16 protein-coding genes are annotated in these 16,639 nt (G+C 75.1%); 5 read left to right on the top strand and 11 right to left on the bottom strand.

Going from position 1 to position 16,639, the window contains the following annotated elements:
* Positions 1 to 11: 11 nt before the first annotated feature.
* Positions 12 to 1,286 (bottom strand): hypothetical protein, encoded by a 1,275-nt coding sequence (locus GKE82_RS21530; RefSeq protein WP_154734715.1) that lies wholly within the window; start codon positions 1,284 to 1,286, stop codon positions 12 to 14.
* A gap of 166 nt (positions 1,287 to 1,452) precedes the next feature.
* Here GKE82_RS21530 and GKE82_RS21525 point away from each other — a divergent pair, with 166 nt between their 5' ends.
* A complete protein-coding gene (locus GKE82_RS21525; protein WP_154734714.1) occupies positions 1,453 to 2,313 on the top strand; it encodes a peptidoglycan-binding protein in 861 nt (286 codons plus the stop codon).
* A 21-nt stretch (positions 2,314 to 2,334) separates the two neighbouring features.
* Positions 2,335 to 2,790 carry a Fur family transcriptional regulator gene (locus tag GKE82_RS21520; RefSeq protein ID WP_107569147.1) on the top strand — a complete coding sequence of 152 codons (456 nt, stop codon included), beginning with the start codon at positions 2,335 to 2,337 and terminating at the stop codon, positions 2,788 to 2,790.
* Positions 2,791 to 2,826: 36 nt separating this feature from the next.
* Here the strand turns inward: GKE82_RS21520 and GKE82_RS21515 are convergent, their stop codons facing one another.
* The 5 genes from GKE82_RS21515 to GKE82_RS21495 are packed head-to-tail and all read right to left on the bottom strand — an operon-like array spanning position 2,827 to position 7,754.
* On the bottom strand, positions 2,827 to 3,786 hold the full coding sequence (locus tag GKE82_RS21515; RefSeq protein WP_107569145.1) for a cation diffusion facilitator family transporter: 960 nt from the start codon (positions 3,784 to 3,786) through the stop codon (positions 2,827 to 2,829).
* Positions 3,787 to 3,822: 36 nt separating this feature from the next.
* Positions 3,823 to 5,226: a fenitrothion hydrolase gene (locus GKE82_RS21510; protein WP_154734713.1), complete on the bottom strand. Its 1,404-nt coding sequence runs from the start codon at positions 5,224 to 5,226 to the stop codon at positions 3,823 to 3,825.
* A 13-nt stretch (positions 5,227 to 5,239) separates the two neighbouring features.
* Entirely contained in the window at positions 5,240 to 6,067 is an 828-nt protein-coding gene (locus GKE82_RS21505) for a metal ABC transporter permease (protein ID WP_233243830.1), read from the bottom strand.
* Entirely contained in the window at positions 6,064 to 6,891 is an 828-nt protein-coding gene (locus tag GKE82_RS21500; RefSeq protein ID WP_154734712.1) for a metal ABC transporter ATP-binding protein, read from the bottom strand. Before GKE82_RS21500 ends, GKE82_RS21505 begins: the two co-directional genes overlap by 4 nt.
* On the bottom strand, positions 6,888 to 7,754 hold the full coding sequence (locus GKE82_RS21495) for a metal ABC transporter permease (protein ID WP_196189371.1): 867 nt from the start codon (positions 7,752 to 7,754) through the stop codon (positions 6,888 to 6,890). The genes GKE82_RS21500 and GKE82_RS21495 overlap by 4 nt, the downstream gene beginning before the upstream one ends.
* 76 nt (positions 7,755 to 7,830) lie before the next feature.
* Here GKE82_RS21495 and GKE82_RS29185 point away from each other — a divergent pair, with 76 nt between their 5' ends.
* Positions 7,831 to 9,015 carry a YibE/F family protein gene (locus tag GKE82_RS29185; RefSeq protein WP_196189370.1) on the top strand — a complete coding sequence of 395 codons (1,185 nt, stop codon included), beginning with the start codon at positions 7,831 to 7,833 and terminating at the stop codon, positions 9,013 to 9,015.
* 26 nt (positions 9,016 to 9,041) lie between these two features.
* On the top strand, positions 9,042 to 9,221 hold the full coding sequence (locus GKE82_RS21485) for a hypothetical protein (RefSeq protein WP_154734709.1): 180 nt from the start codon (positions 9,042 to 9,044) through the stop codon (positions 9,219 to 9,221).
* On the opposite strand, the gene GKE82_RS21480 is transcribed toward GKE82_RS21485, so the two are convergent.
* Positions 9,205 to 11,019 (bottom strand): N-acetylmuramoyl-L-alanine amidase, encoded by a 1,815-nt coding sequence (locus tag GKE82_RS21480; protein WP_154734708.1) that lies wholly within the window; start codon positions 11,017 to 11,019, stop codon positions 9,205 to 9,207. The two genes, GKE82_RS21485 and GKE82_RS21480, sit on opposite strands and share 17 nt — an antisense overlap.
* Positions 11,020 to 11,123: 104 nt before the next feature.
* Between GKE82_RS21480 and GKE82_RS21475 the strand changes: the two genes are divergently transcribed.
* On the top strand, positions 11,124 to 11,492 hold the full coding sequence (locus GKE82_RS21475) for a helix-turn-helix domain-containing protein (protein WP_107569133.1): 369 nt from the start codon (positions 11,124 to 11,126) through the stop codon (positions 11,490 to 11,492).
* A 13-nt stretch (positions 11,493 to 11,505) separates the two neighbouring features.
* On the opposite strand, the gene GKE82_RS21470 is transcribed toward GKE82_RS21475, so the two are convergent.
* The 4 genes from GKE82_RS21470 to GKE82_RS21455 form a co-directional block, all read right to left on the bottom strand.
* Complete coding sequence (locus tag GKE82_RS21470; RefSeq protein WP_107569132.1) at positions 11,506 to 12,216, bottom strand: AIM24 family protein; 711 nt, start codon at positions 12,214 to 12,216, stop codon at positions 11,506 to 11,508.
* Positions 12,217 to 12,273: 57 nt separating this feature from the next.
* On the bottom strand, positions 12,274 to 13,350 hold the full coding sequence (locus GKE82_RS21465) for a PilT/PilU family type 4a pilus ATPase (RefSeq protein ID WP_154734707.1): 1,077 nt from the start codon (positions 13,348 to 13,350) through the stop codon (positions 12,274 to 12,276).
* A 136-nt stretch (positions 13,351 to 13,486) separates the two neighbouring features.
* Complete coding sequence (locus GKE82_RS21460) at positions 13,487 to 15,412, bottom strand: alpha/beta hydrolase (protein WP_154734706.1); 1,926 nt, start codon at positions 15,410 to 15,412, stop codon at positions 13,487 to 13,489.
* Positions 15,413 to 15,530: 118 nt separating this feature from the next.
* On the bottom strand, positions 15,531 to 16,634 hold the full coding sequence (locus GKE82_RS21455; RefSeq protein WP_107569124.1) for an RNA polymerase sigma factor RpoD/SigA: 1,104 nt from the start codon (positions 16,632 to 16,634) through the stop codon (positions 15,531 to 15,533).
* Positions 16,635 to 16,639 lie beyond the last annotated feature (5 nt).

Here is a 16,639-nt window from a genome sequence, read left to right as displayed (position 1 = left end):
GCGCGGCCGGGTCAGGCCACGGTCGGCTGCTCGAAGCCGTCCTGGGCCAGCAGCCGCTCGGCGAGCTCGCGCAGCTCGGGGTCGAGGTGGCCGCAGAGCACGTCGCGCAGGATCGCGCGCAGGTGCTCGGCGAGCTCGGCGGCGACGCCCCCGAGGTCCAGGGCCGCGGGCGCGGTCCCGGCGACCGCCGCGCGCTCGAGGTCGACGATCGCGGCGATCCGGTCGCGCAGCGCGGTCCGGCCGGCCGCGTCGGCGCAGAGCACCGCGACGCGCGGCGCCAGCCGTCCGGCGGACGGGCCCTCGGGCTCCAGCAGGGCGCGCAGCGCCAGCAGGTGATCGGTCAGCGCGTGGGCCGGATCGGCCTGCAGGCAGCCCTGCTCGAAGCGCGCCAGCGACCACGCGAGCGGGCCGCTGCGCGGCGTGCGCCGCGAGACGAGGCTGCAGAACGCGCGCAGCTCGTCCTCCTCGTCGGGCGTGACCGTGCAGGGCAGCGTGCCGACCGCGGCGGGTGGACGGCCGGGCAGGCCCAGCGGGACGCCGTGCCAGGCGCCGCCACCGGTCCGCGCCCACGCGGCCGCGCCGCACGCGAACGCGGCGTCGTCGTACAGGCGCAGGGCGACGAGCAGGCGGCGCAGCCGCACCCGCGCGTGGTCCAGCGGCGCGTCGTCCCCGGGCGCGGCCTCCCAGCTCAGCAGCGCGACCGTGTGCGGCTCGTCGCCGCTGCGCGGCCACGCGGCGTCGGAGGGCACGTCCTCGAGCAGATCGCCGCGCGCGAGCAGCAGCCCGTCCCCGAGGGCCAGCTCCTCGCCGAGCAGGCGCAGCCCGAGGATCGGGACGGCGACCTCGGTGAGCGTGCGTCCCTCGCCGCTGCGGCGCACCAGGTCCTCGACCGCGCGGTCGAGCCGCTCGGGCAGGAGCTGGAAGTCCGTGGAGTCCGCGAACACGGTCGTGAGGAAGACGCGCAGCGCGGTCTCGGCGCGGGCGCGGCCGCCCGCGGCGCAGCGCTCCTCCCCGTGCGCCGCCAGGTACGCGTCGAGACCGCCCGCGGCCGACAGCGCGTGGACGGCGGGCAGGTAGCTCGGGAGCCGCCCGAGCAGGCCGAGCCGCTCGCGGATGAAGTCGGCGGTGAGCGGCCGGTAGCAGTAGAGCGGCGTGTCGCGACGGTGCCCGCCGGACTCGACGATCTCGAACGGGACCTCCGCGCCGTCCTGGGCCGCCGCGGCGAGCTGCCAGGCGGCCTCCTCGGCGAACGCCGCGAGCGCGGCGTGCAGCTGGCGGTTGCGCATGGTGGGCGGTTCTGCGTGACGCGGACACCTTCCTGCCGACTGCAACGGTCGTTGCAGTCCGTCCGGGCTGCAGCTTTTCCCTGCGTGGCTGCAGGTTCGGGCCGATGACCCCGTGCAGAGCGCGGACCCCGCCGGGAGCCGGGAGGGGTCCGACGAAGCCCCGACCATGGTCCGCCCGCGCGTCCTCTGCCGCCGTCCCCTCGCCCTGCTGGCGGGGCTCGCCGTGTCCGGCGCGGCACTCGCCGTCCCGGCCCCCGGGCCGCTCGTCGCGGTCGTCGGCTCGCCCGTGGCGAGCGCGGTCGCCGCCACCCCGTCGACGCTCGGCAGCCGCGGCCTGCGCCACGGCGTCCGCGGCCGCGACGTCCGCGAGCTGCAGCGGCTGCTGAACCGTGCCGGGTTCCGCACGCCGATCACCGGCACCTACGCGCGCCACACGGTCCGCTCGGTGCAGGCGTTCCAGCGCGCGGCCGGACTGGACCCCAGCGGCGTCGCGGGCCGCCGCACGATCACCGCGCTGCGGGCCGCCGCGTCCAGCGGCGGGGCGGCGCCGATCGCGGTGCCGCCGGAGACGACGACCGCCTCCCCCGCCGCCGCGGCCGGGGCGCCGCGCACGCCCGCCCAGGTCGCGACGATCACCGCGGAGGGACTCGCCGTGGCGCCCGCCGGGGCGCCGCAGGCGGTGGTCGACCTGATCGCCGCGGGCAACGCGATCGCCCGGACCCCCTACCGCTACGGGGGCGGGCACCGCAGCTTCGAGGACGACGCCTACGACTGCTCGGGCTCCGTCGGCTACGCGCTGCGCGGCGCGGGCCTGCTCGAGCGCACCATGACCTCGGGCGAGCTCGAGTCGTGGGGGGCGGCGGGGACCGGGTCGTGGCTGACCGTGTACGCCAACGCCGACCACACGTTCCTCGTCGTCGCCGGCATCCGGTTCGACACCTCGGGCCAGAAGCGCGCCGGGACGCGCTGGCAGCCGATGGACCGCGGCACGGACGGCTTCGTGACCCGCCGCTGGCCGGGCCTCTGACGGGTCGCCTACCATCAGGGGATGGGTCATCCCGTCCCCGAGATCCCCTGGGCGCAGCTCGCGGCCGACCGGCTCGCCGACGCCGGGTACCGCCGTGGCGGGGCGCGACAGGCCGTGATCGACCTGCTGGGGCGCCAGCCGTGTGCGCTGTCGGCGTTCGAGATCGAGGACCGGCTGCGCGACGGCTCCCGGCGCGTGGCCCGGGCGAGCGTGTACCGCGTGCTCGACGAGCTCGAGAAGCTGAAGCTCGTGCAGCGGATCGAGGTCGGGCAGGGCATCACCCGGTACGAGGCGCACCATCCCGACGGGCACCACCACCATCACCACCTCGTCTGCGACGGCTGCGGTGACGTGACGCCGTTCGAGGACGACGAGCTGGAGCGCGCGATCCACCGCGTCGCCGACCGCGTCGCGTTCGACGTCACCGAGCACGAGATCGTGCTGCACGGCACCTGCGGCGACTGCACCGACGGCTGAGCGGGTCGCTCGCCGCGCATCGCGGTGGCGGCGCGGTCAGTGCCGCGGCAGGCCGTCGATCTGCACGAGCTCGTCGCGGTGCTCGTGGTCGACCTGCAGCGTCGTGTGCTCGAGGCCGTAGCGGTCGCGCAGGAACGCCTGGAGCTCGCGGCGCAGGGCGTGGCAGTCGTCCCCCGGGGCGACCCGCACGTGCGCGGCGAGCGCGGTGAAGCCCGAGGTGACCTCCCAGACGTGGAGGTCGTGCACCTCGCGCACGCCCGGGCGGGCGGCGAGCGCGCGTCCGACCTCGTCGGGGTCGATGCCGTCGGGCGCCCCCTCCAGCAGCACCCGGCTGCTGTCGCGCAGCAGCCCCCAGCCGCCCCAGAGCATGAGCACGCAGACGGTGAGCGCGGCGACGCCGTCGGCCGCCGCCCAGCCGGCGGTGACGACGAGCACGCCGGCGATCGCCGCCCCGATCGAGGACCACAGGTCGGCGAGGTTGTGCAGCGCGGCGCCGCGCACGTTCAGGCTGGCCCGGCTGGCCCGCGCGAGCACCCAGGCGACGATCCCGTTGACGAGCGCACCGGCCACCCCGATGGCGATGACGATCCCGCCCTCGACGTCGGGCGGGTCGGTGATCCGGCCGATCGCCTCGGTGCCGATCACCGCGGCGAGCACGAGCATCGCGGCCCCGTTGAGCTGGGCGCTGAGGATCTCGCTGCGGCCGAGCCCGAAGGTGTAGCGGCCGCCGGGCGGGCGGGCGGCGATCCGGGCGGCGACGAGCGCAATGGCGATCGCGCCCGCGTCGGTGACCATGTGGGCGGCGTCGGACAGCAGCGCCACCGAGTCGGCGAGCACGCCGGCGACGACCTCGACGAGCGCGAAGCCGAGGTTCAGGACCAGCGCGATCCACAGCAGCCGGCGGTCCGCGTCGCGATCGATCGCGTGCGAGTGCCCGCCGTGCCCATGGTCGTGGCCGTGGTCGTGCGCGCCGTGGGCGTGGTGGTCGTGGGCCACGCCCCGACGGTAGCGGGACCGTCGTGAGACAGCGTCCTACAGGCTCGACAGCAGCCAGAGGCCCAGTGCGGTGAAGCCGACCATGACGACGAGCATCACCTGCTGGGAGCGGGCGGCGGCGCGGTGGTCGCCGCCGAACAGCTCGAGCGCGCGGTCGTGGGCGAGCACGATCGCGGCGACGTGACCCGCGATGAGGATCGCGACCTGCACGTACCAGTTGCGCTCGGGCGGCAGGACGCCCGGGTCGGCGGTCCACCCCGCGGTCCCGAAGTAGTCGGTGCCGGCGCCGCGCGGGTCGGACAGCAGCGCCGGGAGCCGCTGCCCGTTGATCAGCAGCAGCGACAGGTAGTGGGCGACGAGGTACGCGGCGGCGATCGGGACGAGCGAGGGCGAGAACGCGTCCCAGGCGGAGCGCCCGGCCGGCCAGCCGCGGGTGCGCTCCGCCGACCGGCAGGCCAGCCAGTACAGGCCGCTGATCAGCGCGATGCAGACGACGATCAGCACGGCGGCGTAGACCGTGTACGAGAAGTCGCTGGAGAGCCCGCGGCGCACGAGCCAGCGCGTGACGTCGGGGGCGGTGTCGGCGTAGATCGAGCCGCCCGAGAGCCCGTCGTAGGTCGTCGTCCCGATCGCGACGAGCACGACGGCGGTGATGCCCGGGGTGGCGTCGTAGCCGCCCAGTCCGCGCAGCACGGGGCGCCGGCGGATGCGCGCGAGCAGCCCGAACAGGACCGAGAAGGCCTCCGCCCGCCGGTGCCAGGTCTCGACGCCGTAGACCGCCATGCCGACGAACGTCACGCCGGAGTAGATCGCGGTGGCGGTCGCGATGTTCGCGGGCCGGTCCCCGGAGGACGCGACAAGCTCCAGCCAGGCGAACGCGAGCACCCCCAGCGCCGCCGGCCACGCGCCGAGGCGCTGCGGGTAGTCGACGGCGGGCGGGCCCTCCACCCCGAGCCGGCGGGTCAGCGCGCCGACCCCGCGGCCGAGGGCGCGGAACGGGCTGAGCGTCGACCAGACGTCGCCGAACAGGATCGAGGCGACCGCCACCCCGACCCAGAAGACGACGAAGACGAGCGTCGGCGCGAGGTTCGCCTCCGGGACCTCGGTGCCCGACCAGCCCGCCCACATCGTCACCAGCCACAGCACGACGGCGAGCGCCCCGACCGGGATCTGCACGGCGAGCGGCACGGGGTCCGCGGCGTCCGGCGCGCGGTCGGCGCCCGGGGCGTCGGGGCCGGCGGGCCGCAGCTTGGGGGTGCGCCAGGCGGTCCCCAGCCAGACGAACGAGACGACGAGCACGATGGCGGCCGCCCAGCCGAAGAGCCACGACGGGACCGGCAGGTCCGGGGCGGCGTCGATGCCGTGCGCGACGGCGGGGGTGGCAGGGAGCAGGACCGCGGCGAGCAGCCCGGCGCCCAGGGCGGCGCGGCGTCGGCACATCACCGACTGGATGCTAGACGGCGCGTGGTCGCGCGACCGTCACGCGGCGCAGCGCCCGGGCCGCCGAGGCGCCGAGGGCGAGGAGCACGAGGCAGGCCGTGATCGACGCGCCCGCCGCGGTCTCCGCGTAGTAGCTGACGTACAGGCCGGCGATCCCGCCGACGACGGCGACCGCGGCCGAGGCGAGCATCATCGGCGCCATCCGGCGGCCGACGGCGCGCGCCGCGGTGGCGGGCGCGATGAGGATGCTGATGACGAGCAGGTTGCCCAGGCCCTGCACGGCGACGAGCAGCACGACGGCGAGCAGCAGCAGCAGCGCCGCGTCCACGGCCAGCGGCCGGACGCCGAGCGCGGAGGCGCTGAGGCGGTCGAAGCCCACGGCCAGCAGCCGCCCGTGCAGGAGGACGAGCGCGAGCACCGCCCCGAGGACGAGCACGCCGGCGAGGAGCAGGTCGGTGTCGGACACGCCCAGGACGTCGCCGAAGAGGAGGTCCTGCAGGCGCGGGGGTGCGTCCGGGGACAGGGCGAGCAGGACCCCGAGCCCGAGCATCGCGGTCACGACGACCGCGACCGCGGTGTCGCGGCCGAGCTCGGGGATCCGGCCGGCGAGCGCGACGGCGAGCGCGGCGGCCGCGAGTCCCGCGGCCCCGCCGAGCAGCAGCGGCAGGCCGGTCAGCGCGGACAGGACGAGCCCGGGCAGCAGGGCGTGCGCCAGCGACTCGGCGCTGTAGGACAGCTCGTACTGGATGACCCAGCAGCCGAGCAGCCCGCCGGCGATGCCGAGCAGGACGACCTCGAGGAACGCCCGCTGCATCAGCGGGTCCTGCCACGGCTCGATCACGGCCGGTGGTCGTGCCCGTGGTCGTGGTCGCAGTGGTGTGCGGGCAGGACGGTCCGCTCGGGCCCGTGCTGGGCGCAGTCGATGTCCACGAGGTCGGCGCCGTAGGTGCGCTCGAGCACGTCGCGGGTCAGCAGCGACGGGGCGCCGAACGCGATCTGCTGCTGGTTGAGGCAGAGCACGAGGTCGTTCCAGCCGCGCGCCTGCTGCACGTCGTGGGTGGCGATGAGGAGCGTGCGGCCCTCGGCGGCGAGCCGGGCGAGGACGTCCTCCAGCAGGGCGGCGCTCGTGGCGTCGAGCCCGCTGAACGGCTCGTCGAGCAGGATCACCGGCGCGTCCTGGACGAGGGCGCGCGCGACGAGCACGCGCTGGCGCTGCCCGCCGGAGAGGTCGCCGAAGGTCCGGTCGACGTGCTCGCCGAGCCCGACGGCGGCGAGCGCCTCGCGGGCCTGGGCGCGCTCGGCGCGGCCCGGGCGCCGCCACCAGGGCAGCCGGGAGATCGCGCCCATGAGCGCGACGTCGAGCGCGCTGACCGGGAAGTCCAGCCGCGAGCGCTCGGTCTGGGGCACGACGGCGGCGCGGGCGAGCTCGACGGTGCCCGCCCGGGGCGCGAGCTCGCCGAGCAGGACGCGGAACAGCGTGGTCTTGCCGCCGCCGTTGGGGCCGAGCACGGCGACGCGCCTCCCGGCCCCGACGGTGAAGTCGATCCCGTCGAGGATCGGGGGCGCCGGCGCGGGCCGGTAGCCCGCGGTGACGCCGCGGACGGCCAGCAGCGGCACGCCGGGAGCGGCGCCGACGGTGGGCTCGGCGGGGCTGACGGTCCTCATGCGCGGGCGACCTCCGGGAGCGGGCGGGCGCGGACGACGCCGCGGCGCAGCCCGGCGCGCAGCAGGGCGGCGAGGACGAACGCGCCGCCGGACAGGACGGCGATGGTCGCACCGGGGGGCGCGTTGGTCTCGACCGAGAGCCAGAGTCCGGCGACCCCCTCGACGGCGACGAGCAGCACGGTGGCGACCTGCCAGGCCCGCACCCGCCGGACGAGCAGCCGCGTGGTGGCGGCCGGGACGACGATCAGCGCGGTGGCGAGCAGCGCGCCGACCGCGGAGAGCACGGACAGCGCGACGAGCCCGACGAGCGCGAGCAGCAGCACGTCGGGGAGCGCGGAGCGGACGCCGAGGGCACGGGCGGACGCCGGGTCGAAGCCGGTGGCCAGCCAGCGCGGCTCGAGCAGCACGGTGGCGAGGAGCACGACGGCGCTCGTGACCCCGGCGAGGACGAGGTCGCCGTCGTCGATGACGAGGAGGCTGCCGAACAGCAGCGTCTCGACGCTCGCGGCGGAGCCGAAGACGTCGGAGGCGAGCAGCACGCCGATGGCGAGCGCACCGCAGAGCACGAGCGCGGTGGTGGCGTCGTGGCGCTCGGCGTCGCGGCCGCTGCGGGCCGCCTGGCGGCCGAGCGCGCCGACGCCCAGGGCGACGAGCAGCCCGGTCCCGGCGGCGCCGAGCGTCGCGGCGAAGCCGAGCCCGTCGGCGAGCACGAGGCCGGGGAAGGTGGCGGTGCCGACGGCGTGGGCGTAGAACGCCAGCCCGCGCAGGACGACCCAGGTGCCGATGAGCCCGGCGCCGATCGCGAGGAGCAGGACCTCCCAGACGCCACGCTGCACGAACGGCAGCTCGAAGACCTCGAACACGCCGACCATCGTAGCGGGAATGAGAACGGTTCTCGCTTTATGCAGGGGCGGGTCCACCGACCGCGAAGACGGATCCGTGTCCCGGCGCCTGCTCCTGCACACCCGTCCGGGCCGGCTGATGGCCGGCGCGGTCCTCGTGCTGTTCCTCGCGACCCTCGTCGGGCTCGTCGCGCTGTGGGCGCCCGACGACCGCGGCGGCGACCCGCGCGTGCAGCGCGTCACGACGCTCGCGGCCGAGGTCGTGTCGGTCCGCGAGGAGGCGTGCCCGGGCACCCGGCAGGCCTGCCGCTCGATCGTCGCGCGCGTCGACGAGGGCCCCGACCGCGGCGAGCGCACGCGGATCACGCTCGGCCCGGTCGAGGTCACCCCGGACCTCGACCCCGGCGACGGGATCCGCGTCAGCCGCGCCGAGATCCCGGAGGGCGCGACCGCCGAGGCCTACGCCTACGTCGACCGGGAGCGCCGTGGCCCGCAGCTGTGGCTGGCGATCGTCTTCGCCGTCCTGCTCGTCGGCATGGCCCGCGTGCAGGGCCTGTGGGCGCTGCTCGGCTTCGCCGCGAGCCTCGCGCTCGTCGTCGAGTTCCTCGTCCCCGCGATGCTCGAGGGGACCGCCCCGCTGCTCGTCGCCCTCGTCGGCGCGCTGGCGGTGATGTTCCTCACCGTGCTGCTGACCTACGGCCTCGCCGCACAGAGCCTCGCGGCGATCCTGGGGATCGCCGCCTCGCTCGCCGTCGCCGCGCTGCTCGGACAGCTGCTCGTCGACCTCACCGGCCTCGACGGTCGCGGCGGCGACACCGCCAACGCGCTGGCGTTCGCCGCCGGCGGCGTCTCGCTCCAGGGGATCGTGCTGGCGGGCATGGTGCTCGGCGCCCTGGGCGTCCTGGCCGACACCGCCGTCACCCAGGCCTCCGCCGTGCTCGCGCTGCGGCGCGCCAACCCGGACCTGACCGCGCGCGGCCTCTACGCCGGGGCCTTCTCGGTCGGCCGTGACCACCTCGTCGCGACGACCCACACGCTCGTCCTCGCCTACGTCGGCGCCTCGCTGCCGCTGCTGCTGCTGCTCGACGCGGGCGGGGTCTCGGGCGCCGACCTGCTCAACAGCCCGGAGATCGCCGAGCCGGTCGTCGCCACGCTCGTCGGCTCGATCGCCCTGCTCCTCAGCGTGCCGCTGACCACGGCGCTGAGCAGCGTCCTCGTGGCGCGGATGCCGGTCGACGCCCTGCCCGCGGGCGGCGGGCACCACCACCATCACGCCCACTGAGGCGGGCCTGGAATACTCGGGCGACGATGTGCGCCCAGTGCATGATGGGAGCGGCGACGGCCGCGACGGCGGCGACCGGCATGCGGTCGTGGCTCGCGACGCGTCGCTGGTCGTGGCTGACGCGGGAGCGGCTGCACCGCCTGACTGTCGTCCTGCTCGGCAGCGGCCTGCTGGCCTCCGCCCTGCTGGTCAGCGGCTCGGGCTGACCCCGCCGGAGCTGCCCGTCGGCCCGGCGCCCGTCGACGGTCCGGTCGTCCCGCCCGCCGTCGCCCCCGTGCCGCCCGTGGAGGTCGGCGCGGGCGTCCGGCGGATGTCGCGCACCGCGCGCACGAACAGCGGCTCGGCGCTCGTCGGGGTGCGCGCCGGCCCCGTCCGCACCGTGAGCCGGTAGAGGCCGGGCTTCGCCAGCCGCACCGCCTGCGCGAAGCGTCCGCGACGGACCCGCAGGGCGGTCTCGGCGACGCGGACGTAGCGGCCGTTTCCGGCGTCCCGCTCGACCAGGACGCGCGCCGCCGCCTGCGGCCGGACCTGCCCGGCGATCGCGACCGTGCGCCCGGCCTGGATGCGGGTCGTCGCCGCCTTCGCGGTCACGAGCGCCCCGACCGTCACCGTGGTCTGCGGCGAGCGCACCGACGCGGCACCGGGCGCCGGGCGCGCGGTGGCCCGCACGGCACCGGAGGCGCGCCACAGGGCGCTGGCCTGCCAGCGCCCGTCGCCGTCGGTCGTCGCGCGCGCGATCGTGGTGAACGACCCGGAGCCCCCCTGCTTCTGCAGGTTGACCCGCACGCCGGAGACCGGCCGGCCGTCCGCGCCCAGCAGCCGTCCGGAGAACTGCGCGCTGCGCCCGTACGGGACCTGCCGAGTGGCCGCGGCGACGGTCAGCCGCGCGGCAGCCGCGGCGGCGGGGCTCGGTGCGACCTTCGCGGCGCGCGAGCGGATCTCCGGCAGCTGCGCGTACAGCGCGTTGCCCGGGCAGGCGGTCGAGCAGCCGTCGCGGTGGCCCGCGATCCGCTGGAACGTCACCGCGCGCCCGCTGGGGAAGCGGTTGGTGCGCCCGCCGCCGCTGGTCACCGTCACGGTCCCCGACACGGGAGCGCCGTGGATCGCGAGCTTCCAGCCGATCAGCCGGGCCATCGCGTCGAGCGCCGCCGGGGACTGCGGCACGTCGCTGAACGTCCCGAGGTTCGCGATCCCGGTCGAGACGCGGTTGTAGCCCTCGGCCTGCGCGCCGATGACCGCCTGGTCGACCCCGCCCGCGCGGCCCTCGAAGATCTGGCCGAAGCGGTCGACGATGAAGTTGTAGCCGAGGTCGTTCCAGCCGTTGGTGTCGCGGTGGTACTTGCAGATCGACAGGACGATCCCGGCGGAGTCCGCGGCGGTGTACTCGTTCGCGGAGACCGTGTGGTGCACGAACGCCAGCTGGACCTCGCCGTAGCTCGGGTCGGTGCGCGGCGGGCAGCGGCCCGCCTCCCAGACGTCACGGCCGATGATCGGCGGCGCGCCGGAGGCCTGGCTGGCGGTGGCCGACACGCGCGCGGCGCGGGCCGTCGCGGCCGAGCGCGCGGCCGCGGGCACGGCGACGAACGACACGGTCAGGCCGCCCAGCGGCCGGCGGGCGCGCAGCTGCAGCTCCTGCGCGCCACCGACCCAGACCGGCTCGGTGGCCGCGAGCGGGCCGCGGTCGTCGGGGCCGTGCCGGGCGACGTCCAGCGGCGCCCAGCGCGACCACGCGCCGCCGAGGGGCCGCGCGCGCACCTCGAGCCCCGCCCCGCGCACCCCGGCGCCGCGGACGCCCAGCAGGTCGAAGCGGTGCGGGGCGCGCAGCACGCGCGTCGTGCGGCCGCCGGCGAAGGCGGCGCCGGTCACGTCCATCGAGAAGCTCGACGGGCGGCCGCGCATCGCCGCCCACAGCGGACCGGGCGCCCCGAACGACGGCACGACGGCGGCGGCCCCGGCGAGAGCACCGGTGGCGAGCAGGCGTCGGCGTGTCAGGCGGTCCGGCATCAGTGCCTCCAACCCGCTTCGACGGCCGGGGTTGCGTTCCCCACCCCTGCAACGAAGGCTGCGCGGCCCGGCGCGCCACTTCACTTGGTAAAGTCTTAGGAGTCATGGCCGTCGACGAGACCTGTCCCGTCTGCCGTACCGCGGAGATCGTCTGCGGGAAGTGGACCCTCCTGCTCGTGCGTGACCTGTCCGAGGGGCGCTCCCGGTTCTGCGAGCTCGAGCGCTCGCTCGCGGGCATCAGCCCGCGGACCCTCTCGCTGCGCCTGCGGGCGCTCGAGGAGGAGGGGATCGTCGAGCGCTGCACGTTCCCCGAGGTGCCGCCGCGCGTCGAGTACGCGCTGACCGAGAAGGGCCGCGCGCTGCTCCCCATCATCGAGGGGATGCGCGAGTACGGCACCACGTGGCTGGACGCCGGCGACTGCGGCGCCGACGCCGGGGAGTTCACGCTCGACGTGACCCCGGCGACGGCGTGAGCCGCGGACCCGCCTAGTTGCCCAGCAGGTTGCCGAGCGGGCTGTTGCTCCCGCCGCTCGTCGGCGGCGCGTAGATCCGGCCCTCCGACGGCTGCACCAGCACCCAGCCCTGGCCGCTGAACGCCATCTGCACGGTCTCGCCCGAGCCCTTGCCGATGAGGTTCTTCATCTTGAAGTCGGTCTTCATCGACGTGCTGACGCCGCTGGACCAGGTGACGACCGCCTGCGCGTCGGCGAACGTCGGGGCGGCGGAGACGTCGAGCAGCACCGGCGGCCCGTCGGTCAGGACCGCGACCCAGCCGGTGCCCTTCAGCGACGTGTTGAAGAGGCCGCCGCCCATCATGCTGCCGGCGCCCTGGACCCGCTCGATGTCCCAGTCGATGCCGGAGTCGAACGCCAGGAGGTTCGGGCCGTTGACCGTGATCTTGTCGTTCTCGAGGTAGAGCAGGTGGATGTCCTGGGCGGTGTCGGCGAGGAACACCTCACCGCTGCCGCTCATCTTCATGAGGCTCTGGCCCTCGCCGGTGACGGCCTTCTTCATGAACTTGCCCAGGCCACCGGACCCGGCGTGCTCGAAGCTCACGTCGCCCTGGTAGGCGACCATGGAGCCGAGCTTGGCCTGGATCGTCACCTGGTTGAGCTCCACCTTCAGCAGCTTGCTGTTCTGGAGGTGGAAGGACTCCGTGGACTCGATCTCGTTGAACTGCGACAGCGTCGTCTTCATGCCCGCAGCGTGGCGCGGCGCGATCCCCGGGTCAAGCTCGATCCGGTCTCGATCACATCACCGCAACGAGGCGGCGGCGTCCACGGGCGTGTCGCGCGCCGCCTGCGCCTGGGCGAGGTCGTCCATCGTCGTTCCGCGGCGCCCGTCGGAGGCGACGAGCAGCTTGAAGTCGTGCGGCGCGCTGGCGGCCGCCATCGCCTGGTCCATCGTGATGCGCCCGGCCTGCAGGTGGTGGAACAGCGCCTGGTCGAAGGTCTGCATCCCGTAGTAGCCGCCGTCGGCGATGACCTCCCCGAGCTTCCCGGTCTGGGTCGGGTCCATGATCATGTCGCGCACGCGCCCGGTCATCCGCAGCACCTCGCAGACCGCGACGCGGCCGCGACCGTCCGCGGCGGGGACGAGCCGCTGCGACACCGCGCCCTTCAGCGTCGAGGCGATCATCGCCCGGACCTGCTGGTGCATGTGCGGCGGGAAGAACTCGATCAGGCGGTTGACCGTCTCCGGGGCGTCGACGGTGTGGACCGTCGAGAACACGAGATGCCCGGTCTCCGCGGCGCTCAGCGCGGTCTGGACGGTCTCCTCGTCGCGCATCTCGCCGATGAGGATCACGTCGGGGTCCTGGCGCAGCACGCGCCGCAGCGCGCGCTTGAAGGAGGCGGTGTCGACGCCGACCTCGCGCTGGTTGATGACCGACCGCTTGTCCTGGTGCAGGAACTCGATCGGGTCCTCGATCGTCACCACGTGCCGGTGGCGGGTGGCGTTGATGTGGTCGATCATCGCCGCGAGCGTCGTCGACTTGCCCGAGCCGGTCGTGCCGGTGAGCAGGACGATCCCGCGCTCCTCCTCGGCGAGCTCGCGGATGACCGGCGGCAGGTCGAGCTCGTCGATCGTGCGGATCGAGACCGGGATCGCGCGGCAGACGATCGAGCACCAGCCGCGCTGGCGGAAGGCGTTGACGCGGAACCGCGCGAGGCCCGGGATCGCGTAGGAGAAGTCGACCTCGCCGTCGGCGGCGAACTCGGCGCGGCGGGTCTCGTCGGCGCCGAGCATGTGGTCGACCGCGGCGAGCGTGTCCGCCTCGGCCAGCGCCGGGAGGCCCTCGAGGGGGCGCAGATCGCCGTCGACGCGGACCATCGGGGCCGAGGGCACCTTCAGGTGCAGGTCCGACCCCCGGACTCCACGAGACGGACGAGGGCGGTGTCGATGTCGAAGGCCACGGGTCAGGGATCGGCGCGCGTGCACCGATCCTTGAGGCCCGCGGCCGGCGCGCTCAGCGCACGCGCAGGCGCCGGACGCTGCCGCGGTCGGCGGCGCGCCGGGTGCGCCCGGCGGCGTCCGTCGCCTGCACCGCGATCCGGTAGCTGCCGCGCGGCAGCCGGCCACGGCGCACGAACCGCCAGCTGGTGGTGCCGGTCGCGGGCAGGAACGTCGCGCGGGCGCACGGGGCGGCCGGGCCGAAGCTGCCGTCCTGACGCAGCGAGCGGCAGCGCGAGCCGACGACGCGCGCGACGCTGACGCGGACGATCGCGACCGTGCCGGTGCCGCGCGGGCCGCAGCCGCGGTCGCGGGCGGTGCCGCGCACGGTCACGCCACGGCGGGTGACGGTCGTCCGCGACGCGGTGATCCGCGCCACGGGCGCCCGGGTGTCGCGGCAGCTGCTCGCGGCGCGCGGGCCGCCGGCGTCCGGGAGGGCGTCGACCGGCGCGTCCGGGGCCGTGGTCCCGTCGGGGGTCTTCACGGCGCGCAGGAAGCCCCAGTCGCGCGGGGCGAGCCCGTCGGGCGTGATCGTCGCGCAGCCGTCGCGGAGGTTCTCGCAGGCGATCCGGCCGCGGCCGTCGAGCGCGGCGATGTCGAGCCGGCTGAAGTAGTACTGGCTGAACTGGTTGCCGTCGCGGGCCCCGTCGACCGCCGCGGCGAGCGGGTCGGCGCGCCAGCGGTCGGTGGTCAGCGCGCGCTCCGCCGCCGGGGCGCCCTTGAGGTAGCGGTCGAACCAGGCCCGCAGGTACCAGGCGTAGAGGTCGTTGCCGCGCAGGGTCGCGGTGAACGCGGCGTTCGGGATGAACGCGCCCTCGAAGTGCGTGCCGCCGCGGACGACGAGCGACCCGGTGTCGACGCCGAGCGCGCTGAGCTTCTCGGAGGCCTGCTGCTTGGCGCGCGGGTCGGGCAGCTTCGTCTTGGCCTGCTCGAACAGCGCGTAGTCGTTGGTGAGGCCGAGCGCGGGCTTCGTCAGCGGCGGGTCCTTCGGGCGCGTCTGCGGGGCCGAGGTGCAGACCGGGCCGCTGGTCGGGGCGCGGAGGTTGTCCATCGCGACGATCGCGGAGACGCGCGGGTCGATCTGGCCGACGTAGGAGACGGCGCCGGCGCCGAGCGACTGGCCGAGCAGGCCGATGCGGCTGGTGTCCAGCAGCGCGTGGTACGGGTTGAACGCCGGGTTGCGACCGTCGGCGACCCGCGCCTGCTGCTTGGGTCCGTGGTCGGTGCCGGTGGTGCAGGAGGGGCGCGGCCGGTACGGCGAGGCCGGCCCGGAGACGAAGAAGTCGAGGGCGTCCTCGGTGCCGTCGAAGAACGGGCGCCCCTCCTGGGAGGGGAAGCCGTCGCGGGCGTCGGCGCCCTCGCCGAAGGTGTCGGAGTAGCCCTGTCCCTGCGGGTCCCAGGTGAGGACGACGTAGCCCGCCTTGGCGAGGGTCTGGGCGGCGAACCAGTAGAGCTCCTCGGGCGCCTGCACCGAGCCGTTGGTGATGACGACGCCGGGCCGCTTCGCCGGGCCGGCCTTCGTGGCCCAGACGTGCCCGGAGATCGTCGAGCCGTTGCGCGCCGTCCACAGGACCGGCTCGACCGTGCCGTGGCCCTGGGCCTCCCAGTCGTCCAGGCGCACGTCGCCGGCGCAGCCGTCCATGTGGTTGCCGCAGAGGTTGCCGAGGAAGTTGCGGCCGAACGGGCGACCCGGGCCGTCCTCGAGCAGGATCTGCGTGCCCTCGACCTGCTTGCGCAGCCCGATCGTCCGCAGCGGGACCTGGTAGTCGGGCAGGAGCGTCAGCGCGAGCGCGCGCTCGTTCGTCTTGGCGAAGTTGCGCAGCTCGTAGCCGAGGTCGAACGACTGGCGCATCTCCGTCGCGGCGTGCGCCGGCAGCGGCGCGGCGATCAGCGTCGTCGCGACCGCGGCGACCGCCGCGAGCACCCTCCCACGAGCTCCCATGGAACGCACCTTACCTGGGATGAACGTCGACGTTCACACCAGTCCGGCGGGGCGCCGCGCGAACGGCGAGGGCCCCGGTCTCCCGGGGCCCTCGGTGCTGCCTGGTGTCGCGTCGCGCCTAGGCGACGTCGCGGAGCTTCTGGGCCTCCGCGAGCGACTGGAGCTTCTTCAGCGACTGGTTCTCGATCTGGCGGATCCGCTCGCGCGTCACGTTGAACGTGCGGCCGACCTCGTCGAGCGTGCGGGGGTGCTCGCCGCCGAGGCCGTAGCGGAGCTCGAGGACGCGACGCTCGCGGTAGGAGAGGTTCTCCAGCGCCTCGCGCAGCGCCTCCTTGGTCAGGATCTCCGCCGCGCGCTCGTACGGGGACTCCGCACGCTCGTCGGCGATGAACTGGCCGAACTCCGACTCCTCCTCGTCACCGACCGGCTTCTCGAGCGAGACGGGAGCCTGCGCCGAGCGCTTGATCGACTCCACCTCCTCGGGATCGATGCCGGTGACCTCGGCGATCTCGTCCGCCGTGGGCTCGCGACCGAGCTCCGTGACGAGCTTGCGCTCGGCGCGGCCGATCTTGTTCAGCTTCTCGACGACGTGCACCGGGATGCGGATCGTGCGCGCCTTGTCGGCGAGCGCGCGGGCGATCGCCTGGCGGATCCACCAGGTGGCGTACGTGGAGAACTTGAAGCCCTTGCGGTAGTCGAACTTCTCCGCCGCGCGGACGAGGCCGAGCGTGCCCTCCTGGATGAGGTCCAGGAACGGCAGGCCCTGGTTGCGGTAGTTCTTCGCGATCGAGACGACGAGTCGCAGGTTGGACTCGACCATCTTCTGCTTCGCGTCGAGGTCACCGCGCTCGATGCGCTTGGCGAGGTCGACCTCCTCCTGGGCGGTGAGCAGGCGGACCTTGCCGATGTCCTTGAGGAACAGCTGCAGCGAGTCCGTCGTCATGTCCGGCTTGAGGTCGAGCGCCGTCGACTTCTTGCGGCCGCGCCGCTTGTCGGGCGCGCGCTCGACGGCGTTCGCCGCGGTCGTCGCGGGGTCGATCTCCTCGACCAGCTCGATCTCCGACTTCTCGAGGAAGTTGTGGAGCTCCTCGACGTCGGACTCGTCGAGGTCGATCTCCGCGACCGCCTTGGCGATCTCGGCGAACGTGAGCACGCCGACCTGCTGGCCCTTGGCCAGGAGGTTCTTGATCTCTTCGAGTTCCTGCAGTTCCACTACTGACATGAGTG

It is taken from the genome of Conexibacter sp. W3-3-2, assembly GCF_009707605.1.
Taxonomy (GTDB): Bacteria; Actinomycetota; Thermoleophilia; order Solirubrobacterales; family Solirubrobacteraceae; genus Paraconexibacter; species Paraconexibacter algicola.
This window is presented reverse-complemented; position numbering and strand designations above follow the sequence as displayed.